Source organism: Spirosoma daeguense, assembly GCF_054776875.1.
Genome location: NZ_BAAHBF010000004.1, coordinates 174,485 through 189,085, shown reverse-complemented (window position 1 = coordinate 189,085; position 14,601 = coordinate 174,485). Strand labels below are relative to the sequence as shown.

The window sequence follows — 14,601 nt, the reverse complement described above, 5'->3', positions numbered from 1 at the left end:
ACATTTTATGTACAGTCGCTGTGGGCGGCTATTGACACAATTATTATGGATATTACCGTACAGGAGCTAAAAGAACGGCTCGACAAGGGCGAAAAATTGAATCTTTTCGATGTTCGCGAACCAAACGAATACGAAGAGGATAACATCGGTGCTACGTTGATTCCGCTGGGCGATTTGCCACATCGGTTGGATGAATTGGATGGCTTACAGGATGAGGAGGTTATTGTACACTGCCGGTCGGGTAAACGTAGCGGAATGGCTCAGCAAATTCTGGAACAAAACGGCTTTAACAACGTCCGTAACGTAATTGGAGGTATGCTGGCCTATAGAGCCCAATAATTATGAATTGGTTAGCAGACGGAGGATATTCTGTTCTGCTAACTGATTATTTCGCAGAGATATTGATTTATAATTACCCTGATTACGAAACCAGGTCATCTGCCGTTTTGCGTAACGTCGGGAGTTTCGTTTAAGCAGACTAACCATTTCTTCATAATCATAGGTCCCATCCAGATAAGGAAAAACTTCCTGATAGCCAACTGTCTGTAAAGCAGGTAATAAACGATAGTCGGTCAATGACCTTACTTCTTCGAGTAGACCGTTACCTAACATTTTATCAACTCGCTTCTCAATTCGCTCATACAGCTCTTCACGTGGCCGTTCAAGCGTAACCAGCACAGAACGAAACGGTCGCTCGGCAGGCTGTTTACGTCGATACGATGAATAAGGTCGGCCAGTTGTCAAACAAACCTCCAACGCACGCGTTACGCGAACGGGATTCTGTAAGTCGGCCGTTTGCGCATAAACAGGGTCTAATCGGTGTAATTCTTTCTGTAGGGATTCAAGGCCTTCCTGCTGCAAACGCTGAAAAATTTGCTGGCGAAGTGTAGCATCAACTAGGGGCATATCATCGAGCCCGAAACAAACAGCGTTGATATACAGGCCCGTTCCTCCCGATAAAATAACAACATCGTTTTTCTGGAACAACTCACCCAAGAGCGCAAGGCACTCGCGCTCATAACGTCCGGCATTTACAGAATCGGTAATTGAATGTGAGCCGATAAAATAATGGGGCACGCCGTCCATTTCATCGGCAGAAGGCTTAGCCGTACCGATTGTCAACTCCTGATATAATTGCCGGGAGTCGGCAGAGACAACAGCAGTGTTTAATTTCTTGGCTAATTGAATGCAAAGGGCGGTTTTCCCAACGGCCGTTGGACCAGCCACAACAAGCAAGGTTTTCAAGCAGGAATCGAAATAGTTTGTTTAATCGTACTGTAAATAAAGGTATGCAAAACAACTAATTCAAGAAGTTGTTGTATGTAAAAAATCGTATTAGTTCTACGCAGTCGACTTATACGATAGCAAGAAGTGTATGCTGATTCCTCTATTTAACTTCTTGTGTAGTTGATTAGCAATTAGTTAACTATTAGCTGAAAATATTTGCTAGTTTTTGACTGGAGCCATATTGTATAGGTTAGCTATAAATACCTATATTTATGGGTCATAAATGCCTTTTAATCAGTGCATTGCCTACCAAAAGGTTAGTTATTTTTATCCTATGAATGAACAAGTCAAACTGAAAACGCCTACAGATTCGAGGCAATTAATTCTTAGAAAAACACTGGACATTATATGTGGTAAATGGCGTTTATACATTATTTACCAATTGGGCACCGAAGCAAGACGGTATGGTGAGTTACGGCGGATGATTCCTGATGTTAGCGAGAAAGTACTAATTCAGGAGCTCAAGGCGTTAACTACGTTAGGGGTCATTGAAAAGAAATCGTATAATGAAGTGCCCCCTCGCGTTGAGTACAGTCTGACCGAAAAAGGTCGGCAAGTGTTACCAACCCTGCTTAAGCTGACCTCCGTTGGCGAAACGTTTCTGGAAGTGTAAAGCAATCAACTTTTTTTGATTTCGGAGCGTTATGGGCTAGGGATTACCGTATACGAAATCAATGAATGTGAAATTAGGTTGCTGTTTCTTGAGTCTGCTATGGCTTGCCCAGTTGGCTCAGGGCAACCCGCAACGTAATGCCTTTGTGCAAACGAAAGTAGGCAATCTGCAAAAACAGACAGCTCCGCTTTATAACAAAGTGTTGACATTCAACGTATTCAGGTTTGCCATAACTACGGCCGATACAGGTGCTGTTCGTGAGTTGGTTGTGAAGGCATATCGTGGAGAGTTACTGCTAACAAATTTTCGGGTACGTATCGACGGAGCCGTAGAAGGGGCTGAGGTTGCCGATTTAGATGGAAACCGATTTCCTGAACTCTATGTCTATACCGTCAGTAATGGAAGTGGCTCGTTTGGCCGCGTATATGCCTGGCAGTTTCTGGCCGATAGAAAAGCCGATATTACGCTAACGAATTGGCAATTGCCGCCAGCAGAAGGTTATATGGGCCATGACACACTTTGGGTTGAACGGGACGTATTGTGCCGGAAATTTCCGGTTTATCGCTCCGGAGACGCAAACGCTGAGCCATCGGGCGGTATCCAGATGAAGCGTTATAAACTCAATCCGGCCGGGCTTAATTATCGACTTACAGAAGAATAAACGAGTCAGCCGTTGCTTTCATCTTAAAAAGCGACGGCTGACCTACAATTAGAATAGCTTGTATCCCAGCGAAATAGAAGCTATACCGAGGAAGCCTTTTATGGTATTGTCTTTATAAACACCACCAACAGGTAAGGCGTAGCGTATGTCTACATCCAGATTTTTTAAGGGTGTATAACCTGCCCCAATTTCCAGTGCATACGTAATATCTTTCACTTCCAGATTCTGCGCTTCGTACTTATTCAGTAGATTGGTTGTGCCGGTTGTGGGCGGAATAGGTGTCTCTGGAAACGTCACGTTTGAGTTTGCATTGATAATCCCTGACGTAACCCGCCGAACTTCTGCCTTTTGCACAAAAATGAGCGTTGGGCCAGCGTAACCTCTTAGTTTTCCATCCATCCAGCGTTTCCCAACCAGAATCGGGACGTTGATACCTTCCAGTACTGATTCCGAGACTGCGTCTAACGTAGCACTCAGTAGGCCCGGCTGAACACTGATCGGGAGCGCATTCGCTAAGCTGGAACTCGCATTTACATCGAGTGTTACGTTCGCTTTCTGCTTCAACAGGTATTGGTTATAAGTAACCTCGGCCTGAATGAAAAAATTGCTGAAATTTTTTCGGGCCCAGATGCCAGCAGTATATCCAATGCCAATACCATTACTTTTATTTTCGAGAGAGGGTGTCTGCACAGTTCCAACCGTTTGGCTCGGAATTGTTGTAAAACCGTGACTGAACGTACCGCCCGCTCTAACGCCAAGTTCAAGATTGGGAATCTGGGCAATAACTACATTGCTGAAGCAAAGCAGAAGGGCAATTAAGAAAGATTCAAAAAACTTCATGATAGGTTATTGTTGAAGCAACACACGCCGGTAGCTGGCTGGATTAGCTTGTGGAATAGTAGCGTTATATTTTGTATTGATTCCTTTAATGATCTCATTGGCCATCAGTGCATAACCCGCAGGTGTTAAGTGAATACCATCGAGACTAAACACGCCACCCTGAATAAAGCTGGATCTGTAGGTAATACTATTTTGGGTAAGCCCTTCTGCTGAAGCAATTTGAGCCAGAATCGGATTTGGGTCAACATAGGCAACTCCTTTGGCATCGGCCTGCGCTTTCATAATGGAGTTGAACTGCGAAATGCCCGTAGTTAACTGAGTTACTTCATCGAAGTCGAGCACGTATTGCGTTGGTAGTGGATTGGTTGTGCTTAATCCATACGGCCCATTTTTGCTACCCACAGTAGTACTACCCAGGTTTGCGTATTCCGTGGCGTTAGGTAACATGAGTAAATCGCCGGTTTGAGTAGCCCGAATGCCCTTTGCGGTTTGAATCACCAACCCAGTAATTGGTGTTGCTGGTTTCAACAAAAAGTTGAGTTGTAAAACAACCAGTGGCAACGCCAACGTAGTAAAATAAGGTGAATTGGTAATCGATGGAATACCCACAACAACCCCTTTACGCCCCCCTTCCGTCAGTTTATCCATTATAGCCGCAAAATTGGTAGTAAACAACGTAGTGCTCGTCAACGGCGATACGCCCCCAGTGATAGCAAAGGTGAGTGCATCATTATTGCCCAACCAACATGAGAAAAAAGTGGCTCCGTTCAGATTGTTGCTAACGTACTGAAAATACGTAGTGGTCTGGTCGGCAACCAGCCGTTCGAAATAGGGATTGCCCATTACAGAACCATAACCCGTTGTGAAAATATCAGCAACTTTAATTGAAGGCACCCCCAGATTTTGGTTGGTGTCGGTAAACTTAGTGTACAAAGGGTTTCCACTCGAATTTGTAGCCCGAACGGCTCCCGGTGCCGCCTGAGTTATAGACGTTAATAACGATAACGGATTGGCTGGGTCGGGAACACGAATCAGCTTAAGATAGCCAGTGCCCGTTGCCTGTGCTTCTGTAAACAACGGCTGCACAAAATTGCCACCACCCACGGTTTTAAACTGATTCGCCAGAATATTAGGGTAAGCATTTAACTGACTATCCCGATAAAGTCCACCATCGGCATAGCCGGCGGTTAATGAATTTCCTACCGCTACGTATTTTGCGAAATCGGCATTCCCTTTTGAGGGCGTAGTGGTGGTTCCATTCGGGTCGAAGTCGTTATTCCGACAGGCACTTAAACATACAGCTACCAGCAGAGTAAATTGCCAGCAGGGCTTTCCAGAACGTAGCATTGGGACTATAGCGTTTGAGAAAAGTGATTTAGAACGTAACGAAAAATTAACCTGCTTTCGCGTAACTTCCTGTATTCGTTTGCGTCTTATGTTGAACAATCTATACACATAGATGTTGTTTAAATTCAATCGGTTGGCGTAATTGCCAGCCATTTACTACATGTTTCATTAAACCGCAACCAAACCAATGGGTCTCTTATCATTTTTTAAAGGCGTAGGCGAAAAAATATTTAAAAACGACGAACCAGCAGCGGCTCCTGCCGAAGTTGAAAAAGTGGAACCAGTACGGGCTCAGGCACTACTCGATCATGTGAAGAAGTTAGGTCTTTCGTATAATAGTCTGACTGTGAAAACAAAAGGCGATACGGTTACGCTAACGGGTTCAGTGAAAACGCAGGAAGACGCTGAAAAAATTGCGCTTGCCGTTGGTAACGTAGAAGGCGTATCGGCAGTAGATAACCAACTGGTGGTTGATGAACCAACTCCAGAAGGACAATACTATACCGTAAAATCGGGCGATTCGCTGTCGAAAATTGCCAAAGAAGTATATGGCGATCCAATGAAATACGGCGTCATCTTCGAAGCCAACAAGCCAATGTTGAGCGATCCTGATAAAATTTATCCTGATCAGGTTCTGCGCATCCCGCAACTGTAGAATTGTAGAGTTAGAAGGTTATAGGGTTGTAAGGTTGGCTGACGCGTTCTCCAACTTTACAACCCTATAACTTTATAACCAACCCTATAACCTCATAACTCTATAACATTATGGTCTAAGCTATAACATTCGGGTTGGTGGCCTGTTTATTTGAACAAACTCAACGATGATAACATGGCTGTCCATTTAATATCCTATCTGAAAGAACAGTTTACCCCAGGTGTAGTCGATAAACTGAGTAGCGTACTAAACGAATCGCCCGCCAATACGTTAAAAGCTATTAATGGGGCTATTCCTACATTATTGGGTGGCCTTACGCGTCGTATCCAGGCAACGGGTGGCTCATCGGATACCGTAAGCTTTCTGGATAAAGGCGATTATAGTAACACACCTCTAGAGATTAGTCAAACTCTGGATCATCACCCGGATATATCCGAGGTTGTTACAGCGGGCCGAAACTTTCTGACGCATATTTTCGATGAAAAACAAATACGTGTTACTGAGCTGATTAGCACGTATAGCGGAGTGAAGCCCCAATCTGCACAGACCATTCTTGGTTTGGTAGCCTCCACACTGATGGGCGTCTTAGGCCGTCAGGAACAAGATAAAGGACTGACCAGTGAGAGCCTCGAAACCTTATTGCTAGGTCAGGCAACAGAGTTTCGTAAAACCATTCCTAATGGCCTTGAAAGCATAGAAAGTTTGTTAGGTTTCGATGAACTACAAACAACCGCAGGTCCACAGACCGAAGTGCAGGGAGTGGATAGTTTTAGTAGCAACGTAGTAAACCCAAATATTCCAAAAAGTGCAGAGGGCGACCGTCGAAATGAAAATGTTCGCTGGCTACGTTGGGCAGTTATCGCTATGGCTGTGCTGGTGCTGGGATTGATTATTCAGAAATGCAGCCAGAATCAGAATAGTATTGATGGAGTTAGTACCGATTCCACAGCACGGGTTGAATCAAATGAAGTTGAAGATACGTCGGCAGCTACCCGAAAAAGTATTGAAGGAGCCAACGGGCAAACAACTGACTCAACAGTGCCAGGGCCGCTGGGTATTCGCGATTCCACAAAAACAAATCCACGATGAGTTGTTAGAATTTGGGCCACACCTGATTCGCGGGTGAACAGGATTGGTTAACTTGCGTGCTACCCGATTTGGGCAGTTTTCAACTCTACTAATCCATTATGTTTGTTGACGCCATCGAACGCGTTGATTCGTTTACCCGCTCCTTACATTCCATTATTCGCATTTACGGTCACAACGACATTGTACCCGGTACGGCTACACTTTTTTTTGTGAATCAGGAAGCCTGTGCCGTTACGTGTAAGCATGTTGCCGAATTAATTGCGCAAAGCGATGCTATTTATCATAACTATCGACAGTTTCAGGGGGCCAGGCGCGACGCGCTACGTGATAAAAACGCGGCTCATCTCATCAGTAAACTTGAAACAGAGTTTAAGCTGAGTATCGATACCATTACTCGGATACGTAACAATTTTGTTGGTTGTGTCGATCAGTTTGAGCACCTGGACATTGATTTGCATCCAACTCAGGATTTGGCTTTGCTACGTTTCAGAGGGTACAATCGTTTGTTGTATCGCTCACACGCTACGTTTCTGGGCGATTCAAGCCGCGTAAAGCCTGGTCGGACTTTGTGTCGATTAGGCTATCCATTTCCTGAGTTTACAAACTTTCGCTACAATCCATCTGTCGATGATATTGAGTGGACAACCGTAGGAAGACTGGTTTCGCCAAGCTTTCCGATTGATGGAATTGTGACCCGGCTAACGGCCGATAAGAGTGGAATTGTTGGGGTCGAAATGAGTACGCCCGGTCTGCGCGGACAAAGTGGCGGCCCTTTGTTCGATACAAATGGTATAGTTTATGGTATGCAGTCGGCTACGAACCATCTGCACCTCGGTTTCGATATCGAAAATCAGGAAGTGTTGATCAATGGCCGAAAAACCCGCGTATCGAACTATCCGTTTCTGAACGTAGGTAGATGTGTGCACGTCGATGTCATCAAGTCCTTTCTGCGTGAGCGCGGGGTCAAATTTGACGAAGCGTAACCACGACGATTGTTTAGAACGACCATTAATTGTAACGTTGGCTGTATCTTTGGGCGGCCAACGTTTTTTTTATGAACCAACCAACCACGTCAAATGCGTCGCAAACGGCTCTTGCTGCCGATGCGCTTGCTCTTCTGAAACAATTGATTGCAACGCCTTCGTTTAGCCGTGAAGAAGATCAGACGGCCAAACTGATAGAAGCTTTCTTTACGGAAAAGCATATTCCGTTTGAGCGGCTCAAAAATAACATATGGGCGAAAAACCGTCATTTCGACGAAACTAAACCGACATTACTACTCAACTCTCACCACGACACCGTTAAGCCTAATAAATCGTGGACGCTCGACCCATTCAATCCACTGGAGCAGGATGACAAGTTGTTTGGCCTAGGTAGTAATGATGCCGGTGGTTGTCTGGTTTCGTTACTAGCCACATTTGCGTATTTCTACGAACGTAGCGACATGGCTTACAATATCGTAATGGCGGCCACGGCCGAAGAAGAAATATCAGGTAAGGAAGGGCTGGAGCTTATTGAACCCTTGTTGCCACTTATCAGCTTTGCAATTGTGGGCGAACCTACTGAGATGCAACTGGCAGTAGCTGAAAAAGGATTGCTTGTAATCGATTGTACGGCGCGTGGTGTAAGCGGTCACGCGGCACGTAACGAAGGCGATAATGCTATTTATAAAGCCATTCAGGATATTAACTGGCTCACTACGTATCAGTTTCCGAACGTATCGCCTACGCTGGGGCCGGTAAAAATGTCGGTGACGATCATTAACGCAGGTACGCAGCATAACGTAGTACCTGATACGTGTACGTTTACGATTGATGTGCGCGTAACCGAACAGTATAGCTTGGAGGAAATCATCGACACCATTAAGGCGAATATTAAAGCAGACGTGCATCCGCGATCGATTCGGCTTAAGCCATCGAGTATTCCGGTCGATCATCCGATTGTAAAGGCGGGCCTTGCGCTGGGGCGTCATACATACGGTTCACCCACTACGTCCGATCAGGCCCTGTTGAATTGCCCTTCGCTGAAATGCGGGCCGGGACACTCCGGGCGTTCGCATTCGGCTGATGAATTTATTTATCTGCGCGAAATCGACGAAGGCGTCAAAGGCTATATTCAGATGCTGGAACAGATTCTTTAATGTAAAGCCCACAAACGATAACTAAAACTAGAATTGATGGTACGTTTCAAAGCCTCTAACTTTCTTAAAACTACTACGTTAGCGGTGCTGGCAACAACGCTTGCTTTTGCACAACCTAAGCCTACTTCCCGCCAGCTTAACTGGCAGCAACTCGAAACGACAGCGTTCCTGCATTTCACCGTCAATACGTATACCGACAAAGAGTGGGGCGACGGTACCGAAAGTCCGGCTATTTTCAACCCGACCAAGCTCGATGCTCGTCAGTGGATTAAATCGTTGAAAGAGGCAGGTTTCAAAATGGCCATTATTACTGCCAAGCACCACGATGGTTTCTGCCTGTGGCCGTCTAAAATGACGGAACATTCGGTTAAAAATAGCCCATGGAAAAACGGTAAAGGCGACGTAGTGAAAGAAGTTGCGGACGCTTGTCGCGAATTTGGTTTGAAGTTTGGCGTTTATCTCTCGCCCTGGGATCGTCATGAGCCACGTTACGGCACCGCATCCTATAACGATTATTACAAAAGTCAGTTGCGCGAGCTATTGACTAATTACGACCCGATTTCGGAAGTATGGTTCGATGGGGCAAAGGGTGAAAATGCCAAAGACATGACCTACGATTTTGCGGGTTATTGGGCGTTAGTGCGTGAATTACAGCCGAATGCTGTTATGTTTTCCGACGCTGGCCCTGATGTGCGCTGGGTAGGTAACGAAGCTGGGAATGCGGGTGAAACTTGCTGGTCGACTATCAATACCGAAGGGTTGACGCCGGGTAAGGCCGATCCAAAATACCTCAATCGGGGCGATGCTGCGGGGAAACAGTGGGTACCTGCCGAAACCGACGTATCGATACGTCCGGGCTGGTTTTATCACGCTGCTGAAGATGCGAAAGTGCGTTCGGGTAAAAATCTTGTCGATTTATATTACCAGTCTGTCGGACGTAATAGCTTGTTGCTGCTCAACGTACCACCAAACCGGGAAGGACTTTTTTCGGACGCGGATGTTGCCAGCCTGAAGGAGTTTCGGATAATTCTGAACCAAACCTTTAAAACCAATCTGGTGGCAAAACAGCCAAAGCTGATCGATAAACAACTGAATACGTTTGTGAAAGCTGCGGCTAATCAACCGATTACAATTGATCTGATTGGCGAGCAATCATTCGACCGCATTTCGATTCAGGAAAATATTGCCAGCGGACAACGTATTGCCAGCGGCCGCGTCGAATATTGGGATGGAAGCGAGTGGAAATCAATCCAGAGTTTCACCACTGTTGGTCATAAACGACTGCTACGTTTCCCCGCTGTGAAATCATCGAAAATCCGGCTATTTATTACTAATGCCAATGGCGCTGTTGAGTTAGCCGAAGTTGGTGTTTATAAAGCATCGGAACAGGAAAATTAAGTTGATTATCAATAGTGTTAATTGTTGGGCGGGCAGGTAAAAGTTACCTGCCCGCCTGATTTTTATCAGGGCTAGCTGGCCGGAGTGATGGTAGTTTTACATCATCAAAAAAGAACAAACCATCCTCTGCCTGCTATGAAAACCATCGTCTATGCTACCGACTTTTCGATAAATGCCCGCCATGCCGCCCAATTCGCCTGTAAACTGGCTCTCGATCTGAATGCTACGTTGGTCTTGTGCCATGCATACCATGTCTGGCCTGAGAATCCGGCTAAAACGGGCAATTTTCCGCTCTCGCAGGAAGCTGTTCGGGACCAAAGCGCGAAGGAATTACGAAAGTTAGCCAGCGAACTTCAGAGTAAAATAGAGGGTAATGTATCGATACGCTGCATTGCCAGAGAAGGGCGTGTCATGAACGTTATTCGAGAGGTTGCGAAGACCGAACGGGCAGATTTACTGGTGATGTCGACCGTTGGTACGGCTCCACAGAGTACGCAATTATTAGGAAGTATTGCAACAGGTATGGTGGCCGAAACAGAAGTTCCTCTGTTGCTTATTCCGCCGACGGTTGGCTATGCCGGATTGAAAAATGCTGTGCTGAGCATCAATCTTGCCGAACCTCCAAATGCTATTTCACTTGAAAAAACCCTCACGTTTGCGAAAGCATTAGGTATCGTTATCAATGTCGCTTGTGTGTGCGAAGATCCAAACGATAGCCGCGTGAGAGAGAAAGCGGAGCAAATAAGACGCTTGCTGATCGATCAGCCGCATACCTTAAGCCTGATTACTGGCAACGAACTCTATACTACTTTGCTGGCATTTACGCGCGACACCAAAGCCGACTTGCTGATTATGCTGCCACAAACACGTAGCTGGCTCTGGAAACTGTTCTCAGAAGGAGAAACGCAACGCATGGCCCGCCTGACCGATGTACCACTACTGGCTGTAGTCTGATACGAGTGGTAGTAATAAATCTTCAAACAGAGTTGATTATGAACGTAGCATTTTTTAGCTGTCATCCGTATGAGCAGCCCTTTCTGGAAGCTGCTAACCAGAATCATCGGCATCGACTAACTTTTTTACCACAAACGCTAACTCCCGAAACCGTTCATCTGGTGGCTGGGAACGATGCTGTTTGCGTATTTGTGAATGATAAACTGACAGAAACTGTACTTCGGCAACTCGCCAAGCAGAATATTCGCTTGGTTGCGCTACGTTGTACGGGTTATAATCAGGTCGATGTGTCAATGGCTCGTCAGCTTGGTATTCGTATTCTGCGTGTGCCAACGTATTCACCCCATTCGGTTGCCGAACATTCGGTGGCGTTATTGATGGCCTTGAATCGAAAAACGCATCTGGCCTATCAACGTACTAAAACGAATGACTTCCGTCTTGATGAGCTGATGGGTTTCGATTTATATGGCAAGCGGGTTGGGGTTATTGGTACGGGTAAAATAGGAATTGCCTTTGCCCGGATTATGCTTGGTTTTGGATGTCACGTACTGGCTTACGATAAAGTTAAATCGGCTGTTTTGCAGCAACTTGGCGTTGAATATTTGCCGCTTAACGAACTCCTGAACCATGCCGACGTAGTGACACTCCATTGTCCGTTAACGCCCGAAACGCACCATCTTATCAACGCTGACACGCTAAAGCTAATGAAAGTTGGCGCTTACCTGATCAATACAGGCAGGGGAGGGCTGATGGATGCTACGTCGGTGCTGGAAGCTTTACAAAATGGCCGTCTGGGCGCATTGGGCATGGATGTATATGAACTGGAAGACGATTTTTTCTATTCCGATTGGTCAGAAAAAGAAATGCCCGATTCTGAACTCGACATGCTGACTCATTTGCCGAACGTACTGGTTACGTCGCATCAGGGCTTTTTCACACGCGAAGCAATGGAGCAGATTGCGTACACCACACTCAATAATTTAACCTATCTTGAACACCAGCGCTTGCCGGAAGATTGCGTAGTAGTTGGTTAATAAGCTGACATAAAAACGACCTCGTGTTTAGAAAAAGCGCGAGGTCGTTTTTTGATATAGAATTCAAAAAGTTGCTCTTGTTGTCTGATCTTACTTCTGAATTTGGACGAAATCTTACGCCAAAATCCCCTTCCCCTGAATTCAGGGGAGGGGTTAGGAGTGGGGTTAAAAATATTATTGAGCCAGATAACCGCCATCGACCGGATAATAAGAGCCCGTTACAAAAGAAGCCTTGTCGGACGATAGCCAGATAACCAGTTCGGCCACTTCTTCAGAACGGCCTAACCGTCCAATCGGGTGCAGGCCAACGAGTGCCTGTTTGGCTTCTGCTGGCAAGCCGTTGAGCAAAGGCGTATCGATATAAGCCGGTCCAACCGAATTGATACGTATGCATTTGGCTGCATACTCGATAGCTGCGGTTTTGGTCAGTCCTAAAAGACCATGTTTAGCGGCCACGTAGCCCGGTGCAGTCGCCGTACCAACCTGCCCCAATATGGAGGCCATATTAATGATAGAGCCGCCCTTACGTTGACGTAGCATGGCCTTCAGTTCATACTTCAGACAATAGAACACACTGTTTAAGTTTGTGTTGATGATAGTATGCCACCCTTCCAGCGAATAATCGGCAGTTGCATTCATCTCACCACCGATGCCAGCGTTGTTACAAGCCATATCAAGCTGACCAAATACCGAAATGGTTTCCTCAGTTAGTTGCTCACATTGTTGCGGATCGGATACATCGGTTTTAACAAAATGGGCTTTCGCTCCCGTTGCTTTGACTTGTTCGGTTACGTCAAGTCCTTTAGCCTCATCAATATCAGATAATACTACGTTGGCACCATATTCGCCATATAATAGGGCAATGGCTTTACCGATGCCTGACGAAGCGCCAGTTATGAGAGCAGTTTTACCAGAAAATTCCTTTTTCATATCTATAGTTTTTAGAAAGAGATAGAAACCTATCAGCGTTTTAACCGCGCTGAAAATGCTACATATCAGCGCGTTGGTTGATAAGTCTGATAAAGCAAAGTACGTTCTGGCTACGTCCTGTTACTATGAATTTGTTCAACTGGTAAGCTGATATAAATCACGTAGTTAGCCTGTTCGTTCTGGTGAGCAACGTAGTGCCAATTGCCATCGGCCAACAAATAGCTTACCTTGCAGGTTAATCAGGCATCGTTCATTTGTTTAGTTTCCATTCATATACATGTTATATCCGCTGACGTTCGAAACCATTTTTAAGGATAAAATCTGGGGAGGACAGAAAATCAAAACCGTTCTGGAGAAGGATTTCGCTCCGTTGCCCAATTGTGGTGAAACCTGGGAAGTATCCGATGTAGAAGGCAACGTATCGATTGTAAAGGAAGGCAGTTTACAGGGTAAATCGTTACGTGAACTGGTTGAAGAATACAAAGGCGAACTGGTTGGCAAACACGTTTATGAGCAGTTCGGAAACCGATTTCCATTACTGGTCAAATTCATCGATGCCAATGACGACCTGTCGATTCAGGTACATCCTGACGATGCACTGGCAAAAGAACGGAAGAGCGGTTTCGGGAAAACCGAAATGTGGTACATTATGCAGGCCGATGAAGGCGCTAAACTGAACTCAGGTTTTAATCGGGAAGTGAGCAAAGATGAATACGTAGCGGCTGTTGCCGACAATACGATTCAGGATCTGCTCAACATTGAATCGGCTAATCCCGGCGACGTATTTTTTCTACCGGCTGGTCGGGTGCATTATATCGGTAAAGGCTTGTTACTGGCCGAAATTCAGCAAACCTCCGACACTACGTATCGGATTTATGACTTTGACCGCGTAGATGCCACAACGGGACAAAAACGCGAACTACATACTGAACTGGCCGTCGATGCGATTGATTATCATCACTACGATCAGTACAAAACGCAGTATGATAAGAAGCTTAACGAGAGTGTAAATGCTGTTACGTCGGATTATTTTGTGACTAACGTGCTGAATTTCAATCAGGAAGTTGCACATGATTATTCACACATCGACTCGTTTGTAATTCTTATCTGCGTGGCTGGTGGCTTAACGCTTGAAACGCAAGGTGGTTATTCCGTATCGCTTAAGATGGGCGAATGCGTACTTGTTCCGGCTTCGGTCAACAACATTACGCTTATTCCTGATGGCGATATGACCGTTCTGGAAACTTACGTACCGTAATTCTGCTGCTTTCACGACTCTATGCGTTATTGTTTCGCCCTCGACCTTAAAGACGACCCTGCCATAATTGCTGATTACGAGCGTCAGCACGAACAAATCTGGCCCGAGATTGAAGCCAGTATTCGCGAATCGGGTATTACGGTGATGGATATTTACCGTATTGGAAACCGGCTGTTTATGATCATGGAAACCGAGGCTACGTTCTCATTCGAAGCCAAAGCCGCAGCCGATGCCGCCAGCCCGATTGTGCAAAAATGGGAGCAATTGATGTGGACGTATCAGCAAGCTTTGCCAATGGCACAACCCGGCGAAAAATGGGTGCTTATGAAGCAAATTTTCAAGCTGTGACCTAGTGAAAAAAATAGAGTTTACAAACAGAAATACCCAACGCGCTT

General features: G+C 45.7%; 16 protein-coding genes. 12 read left to right on the top strand and 4 right to left on the bottom strand.

Annotated features, from left to right (window positions below):
- Positions 1 to 45 precede the first annotated feature (45 nt).
- Positions 46 to 339 (top strand): rhodanese-like domain-containing protein, encoded by a 294-nt coding sequence (locus ACYVD4_RS13750; protein ID WP_460946518.1) that lies wholly within the window; start codon positions 46 to 48, stop codon positions 337 to 339.
- On the opposite strand, the gene miaA is transcribed toward ACYVD4_RS13750, so the two are convergent.
- On the bottom strand, positions 340 to 1,245 hold the full coding sequence (miaA, locus tag ACYVD4_RS13745; protein WP_460946516.1) for a tRNA (adenosine(37)-N6)-dimethylallyltransferase MiaA: 906 nt from the start codon (positions 1,243 to 1,245) through the stop codon (positions 340 to 342).
- A gap of 316 nt (positions 1,246 to 1,561) precedes the next feature.
- Here miaA and ACYVD4_RS13740 point away from each other — a divergent pair, with 316 nt between their 5' ends.
- Positions 1,562 to 1,900, top strand: a complete 339-nt coding sequence (locus ACYVD4_RS13740; protein ID WP_460946514.1) for a winged helix-turn-helix transcriptional regulator — start codon at positions 1,562 to 1,564, stop codon at positions 1,898 to 1,900.
- 61 nt (positions 1,901 to 1,961) lie between these two features.
- The gene (locus ACYVD4_RS13735) at positions 1,962 to 2,561 is read left to right on the top strand and encodes a hypothetical protein (protein WP_460946512.1); all 600 of its coding nucleotides are present in this window, start codon (positions 1,962 to 1,964) and stop codon (positions 2,559 to 2,561) included.
- A 48-nt stretch (positions 2,562 to 2,609) separates the two neighbouring features.
- Here ACYVD4_RS13735 and ACYVD4_RS13730 read toward each other — a convergent pair whose 3' ends face one another.
- Both ACYVD4_RS13730 and ACYVD4_RS13725 read right to left on the bottom strand, forming a co-directional pair.
- Positions 2,610 to 3,401 (bottom strand): outer membrane beta-barrel protein, encoded by a 792-nt coding sequence (locus tag ACYVD4_RS13730; protein ID WP_460946510.1) that lies wholly within the window; start codon positions 3,399 to 3,401, stop codon positions 2,610 to 2,612.
- A 6-nt stretch (positions 3,402 to 3,407) separates the two neighbouring features.
- Positions 3,408 to 4,748, bottom strand: coding sequence for an SGNH/GDSL hydrolase family protein (locus tag ACYVD4_RS13725; RefSeq protein ID WP_460946508.1), 1,341 nt, complete (start codon positions 4,746 to 4,748; stop codon positions 3,408 to 3,410).
- A 187-nt stretch (positions 4,749 to 4,935) separates the two neighbouring features.
- Here ACYVD4_RS13725 and lysM point away from each other — a divergent pair, with 187 nt between their 5' ends.
- The 7 genes from lysM (at position 4,936) to ACYVD4_RS13690 (ending at position 12,018) form a co-directional block, all read left to right on the top strand.
- Positions 4,936 to 5,403, top strand: coding sequence for a peptidoglycan-binding protein LysM (lysM, locus tag ACYVD4_RS13720; RefSeq protein ID WP_460946506.1), 468 nt, complete (start codon positions 4,936 to 4,938; stop codon positions 5,401 to 5,403).
- Between the two features lie 174 nt (positions 5,404 to 5,577).
- Positions 5,578 to 6,492, top strand: a complete 915-nt coding sequence (locus tag ACYVD4_RS13715; protein ID WP_460946504.1) for a DUF937 domain-containing protein — start codon at positions 5,578 to 5,580, stop codon at positions 6,490 to 6,492.
- A gap of 98 nt (positions 6,493 to 6,590) precedes the next feature.
- Positions 6,591 to 7,475: a trypsin-like peptidase domain-containing protein gene (locus ACYVD4_RS13710; protein WP_460946502.1), complete on the top strand. Its 885-nt coding sequence runs from the start codon at positions 6,591 to 6,593 to the stop codon at positions 7,473 to 7,475.
- Between the two features lie 71 nt (positions 7,476 to 7,546).
- The gene (locus ACYVD4_RS13705) at positions 7,547 to 8,632 is read left to right on the top strand and encodes a M20 family metallo-hydrolase (RefSeq protein ID WP_460946500.1); all 1,086 of its coding nucleotides are present in this window, start codon (positions 7,547 to 7,549) and stop codon (positions 8,630 to 8,632) included.
- A 36-nt stretch (positions 8,633 to 8,668) separates the two neighbouring features.
- Positions 8,669 to 10,030, top strand: coding sequence for an alpha-L-fucosidase (locus tag ACYVD4_RS13700; RefSeq protein ID WP_460946498.1), 1,362 nt, complete (start codon positions 8,669 to 8,671; stop codon positions 10,028 to 10,030).
- A gap of 135 nt (positions 10,031 to 10,165) precedes the next feature.
- Positions 10,166 to 10,984, top strand: a complete 819-nt coding sequence (locus ACYVD4_RS13695) for a universal stress protein (protein WP_460946496.1) — start codon at positions 10,166 to 10,168, stop codon at positions 10,982 to 10,984.
- Between the two features lie 38 nt (positions 10,985 to 11,022).
- A complete protein-coding gene (locus tag ACYVD4_RS13690) occupies positions 11,023 to 12,018 on the top strand; it encodes a 2-hydroxyacid dehydrogenase (RefSeq protein WP_460946494.1) in 996 nt (331 codons plus the stop codon).
- Between the two features lie 174 nt (positions 12,019 to 12,192).
- Here ACYVD4_RS13690 and ACYVD4_RS13685 read toward each other — a convergent pair whose 3' ends face one another.
- Entirely contained in the window at positions 12,193 to 12,948 is a 756-nt protein-coding gene (locus ACYVD4_RS13685; RefSeq protein ID WP_460946492.1) for an SDR family NAD(P)-dependent oxidoreductase, read from the bottom strand.
- Positions 12,949 to 13,225: 277 nt separating this feature from the next.
- On the opposite strand from ACYVD4_RS13685, the gene ACYVD4_RS13680 reads away from it, so the two are divergent.
- Both ACYVD4_RS13680 and ACYVD4_RS13675 read left to right on the top strand, forming a co-directional pair.
- Complete coding sequence (locus tag ACYVD4_RS13680; RefSeq protein ID WP_460946490.1) at positions 13,226 to 14,206, top strand: type I phosphomannose isomerase catalytic subunit; 981 nt, start codon at positions 13,226 to 13,228, stop codon at positions 14,204 to 14,206.
- Between the two features lie 21 nt (positions 14,207 to 14,227).
- Positions 14,228 to 14,554: an L-rhamnose mutarotase gene (locus tag ACYVD4_RS13675; protein ID WP_460946488.1), complete on the top strand. Its 327-nt coding sequence runs from the start codon at positions 14,228 to 14,230 to the stop codon at positions 14,552 to 14,554.
- Positions 14,555 to 14,601 lie beyond the last annotated feature (47 nt).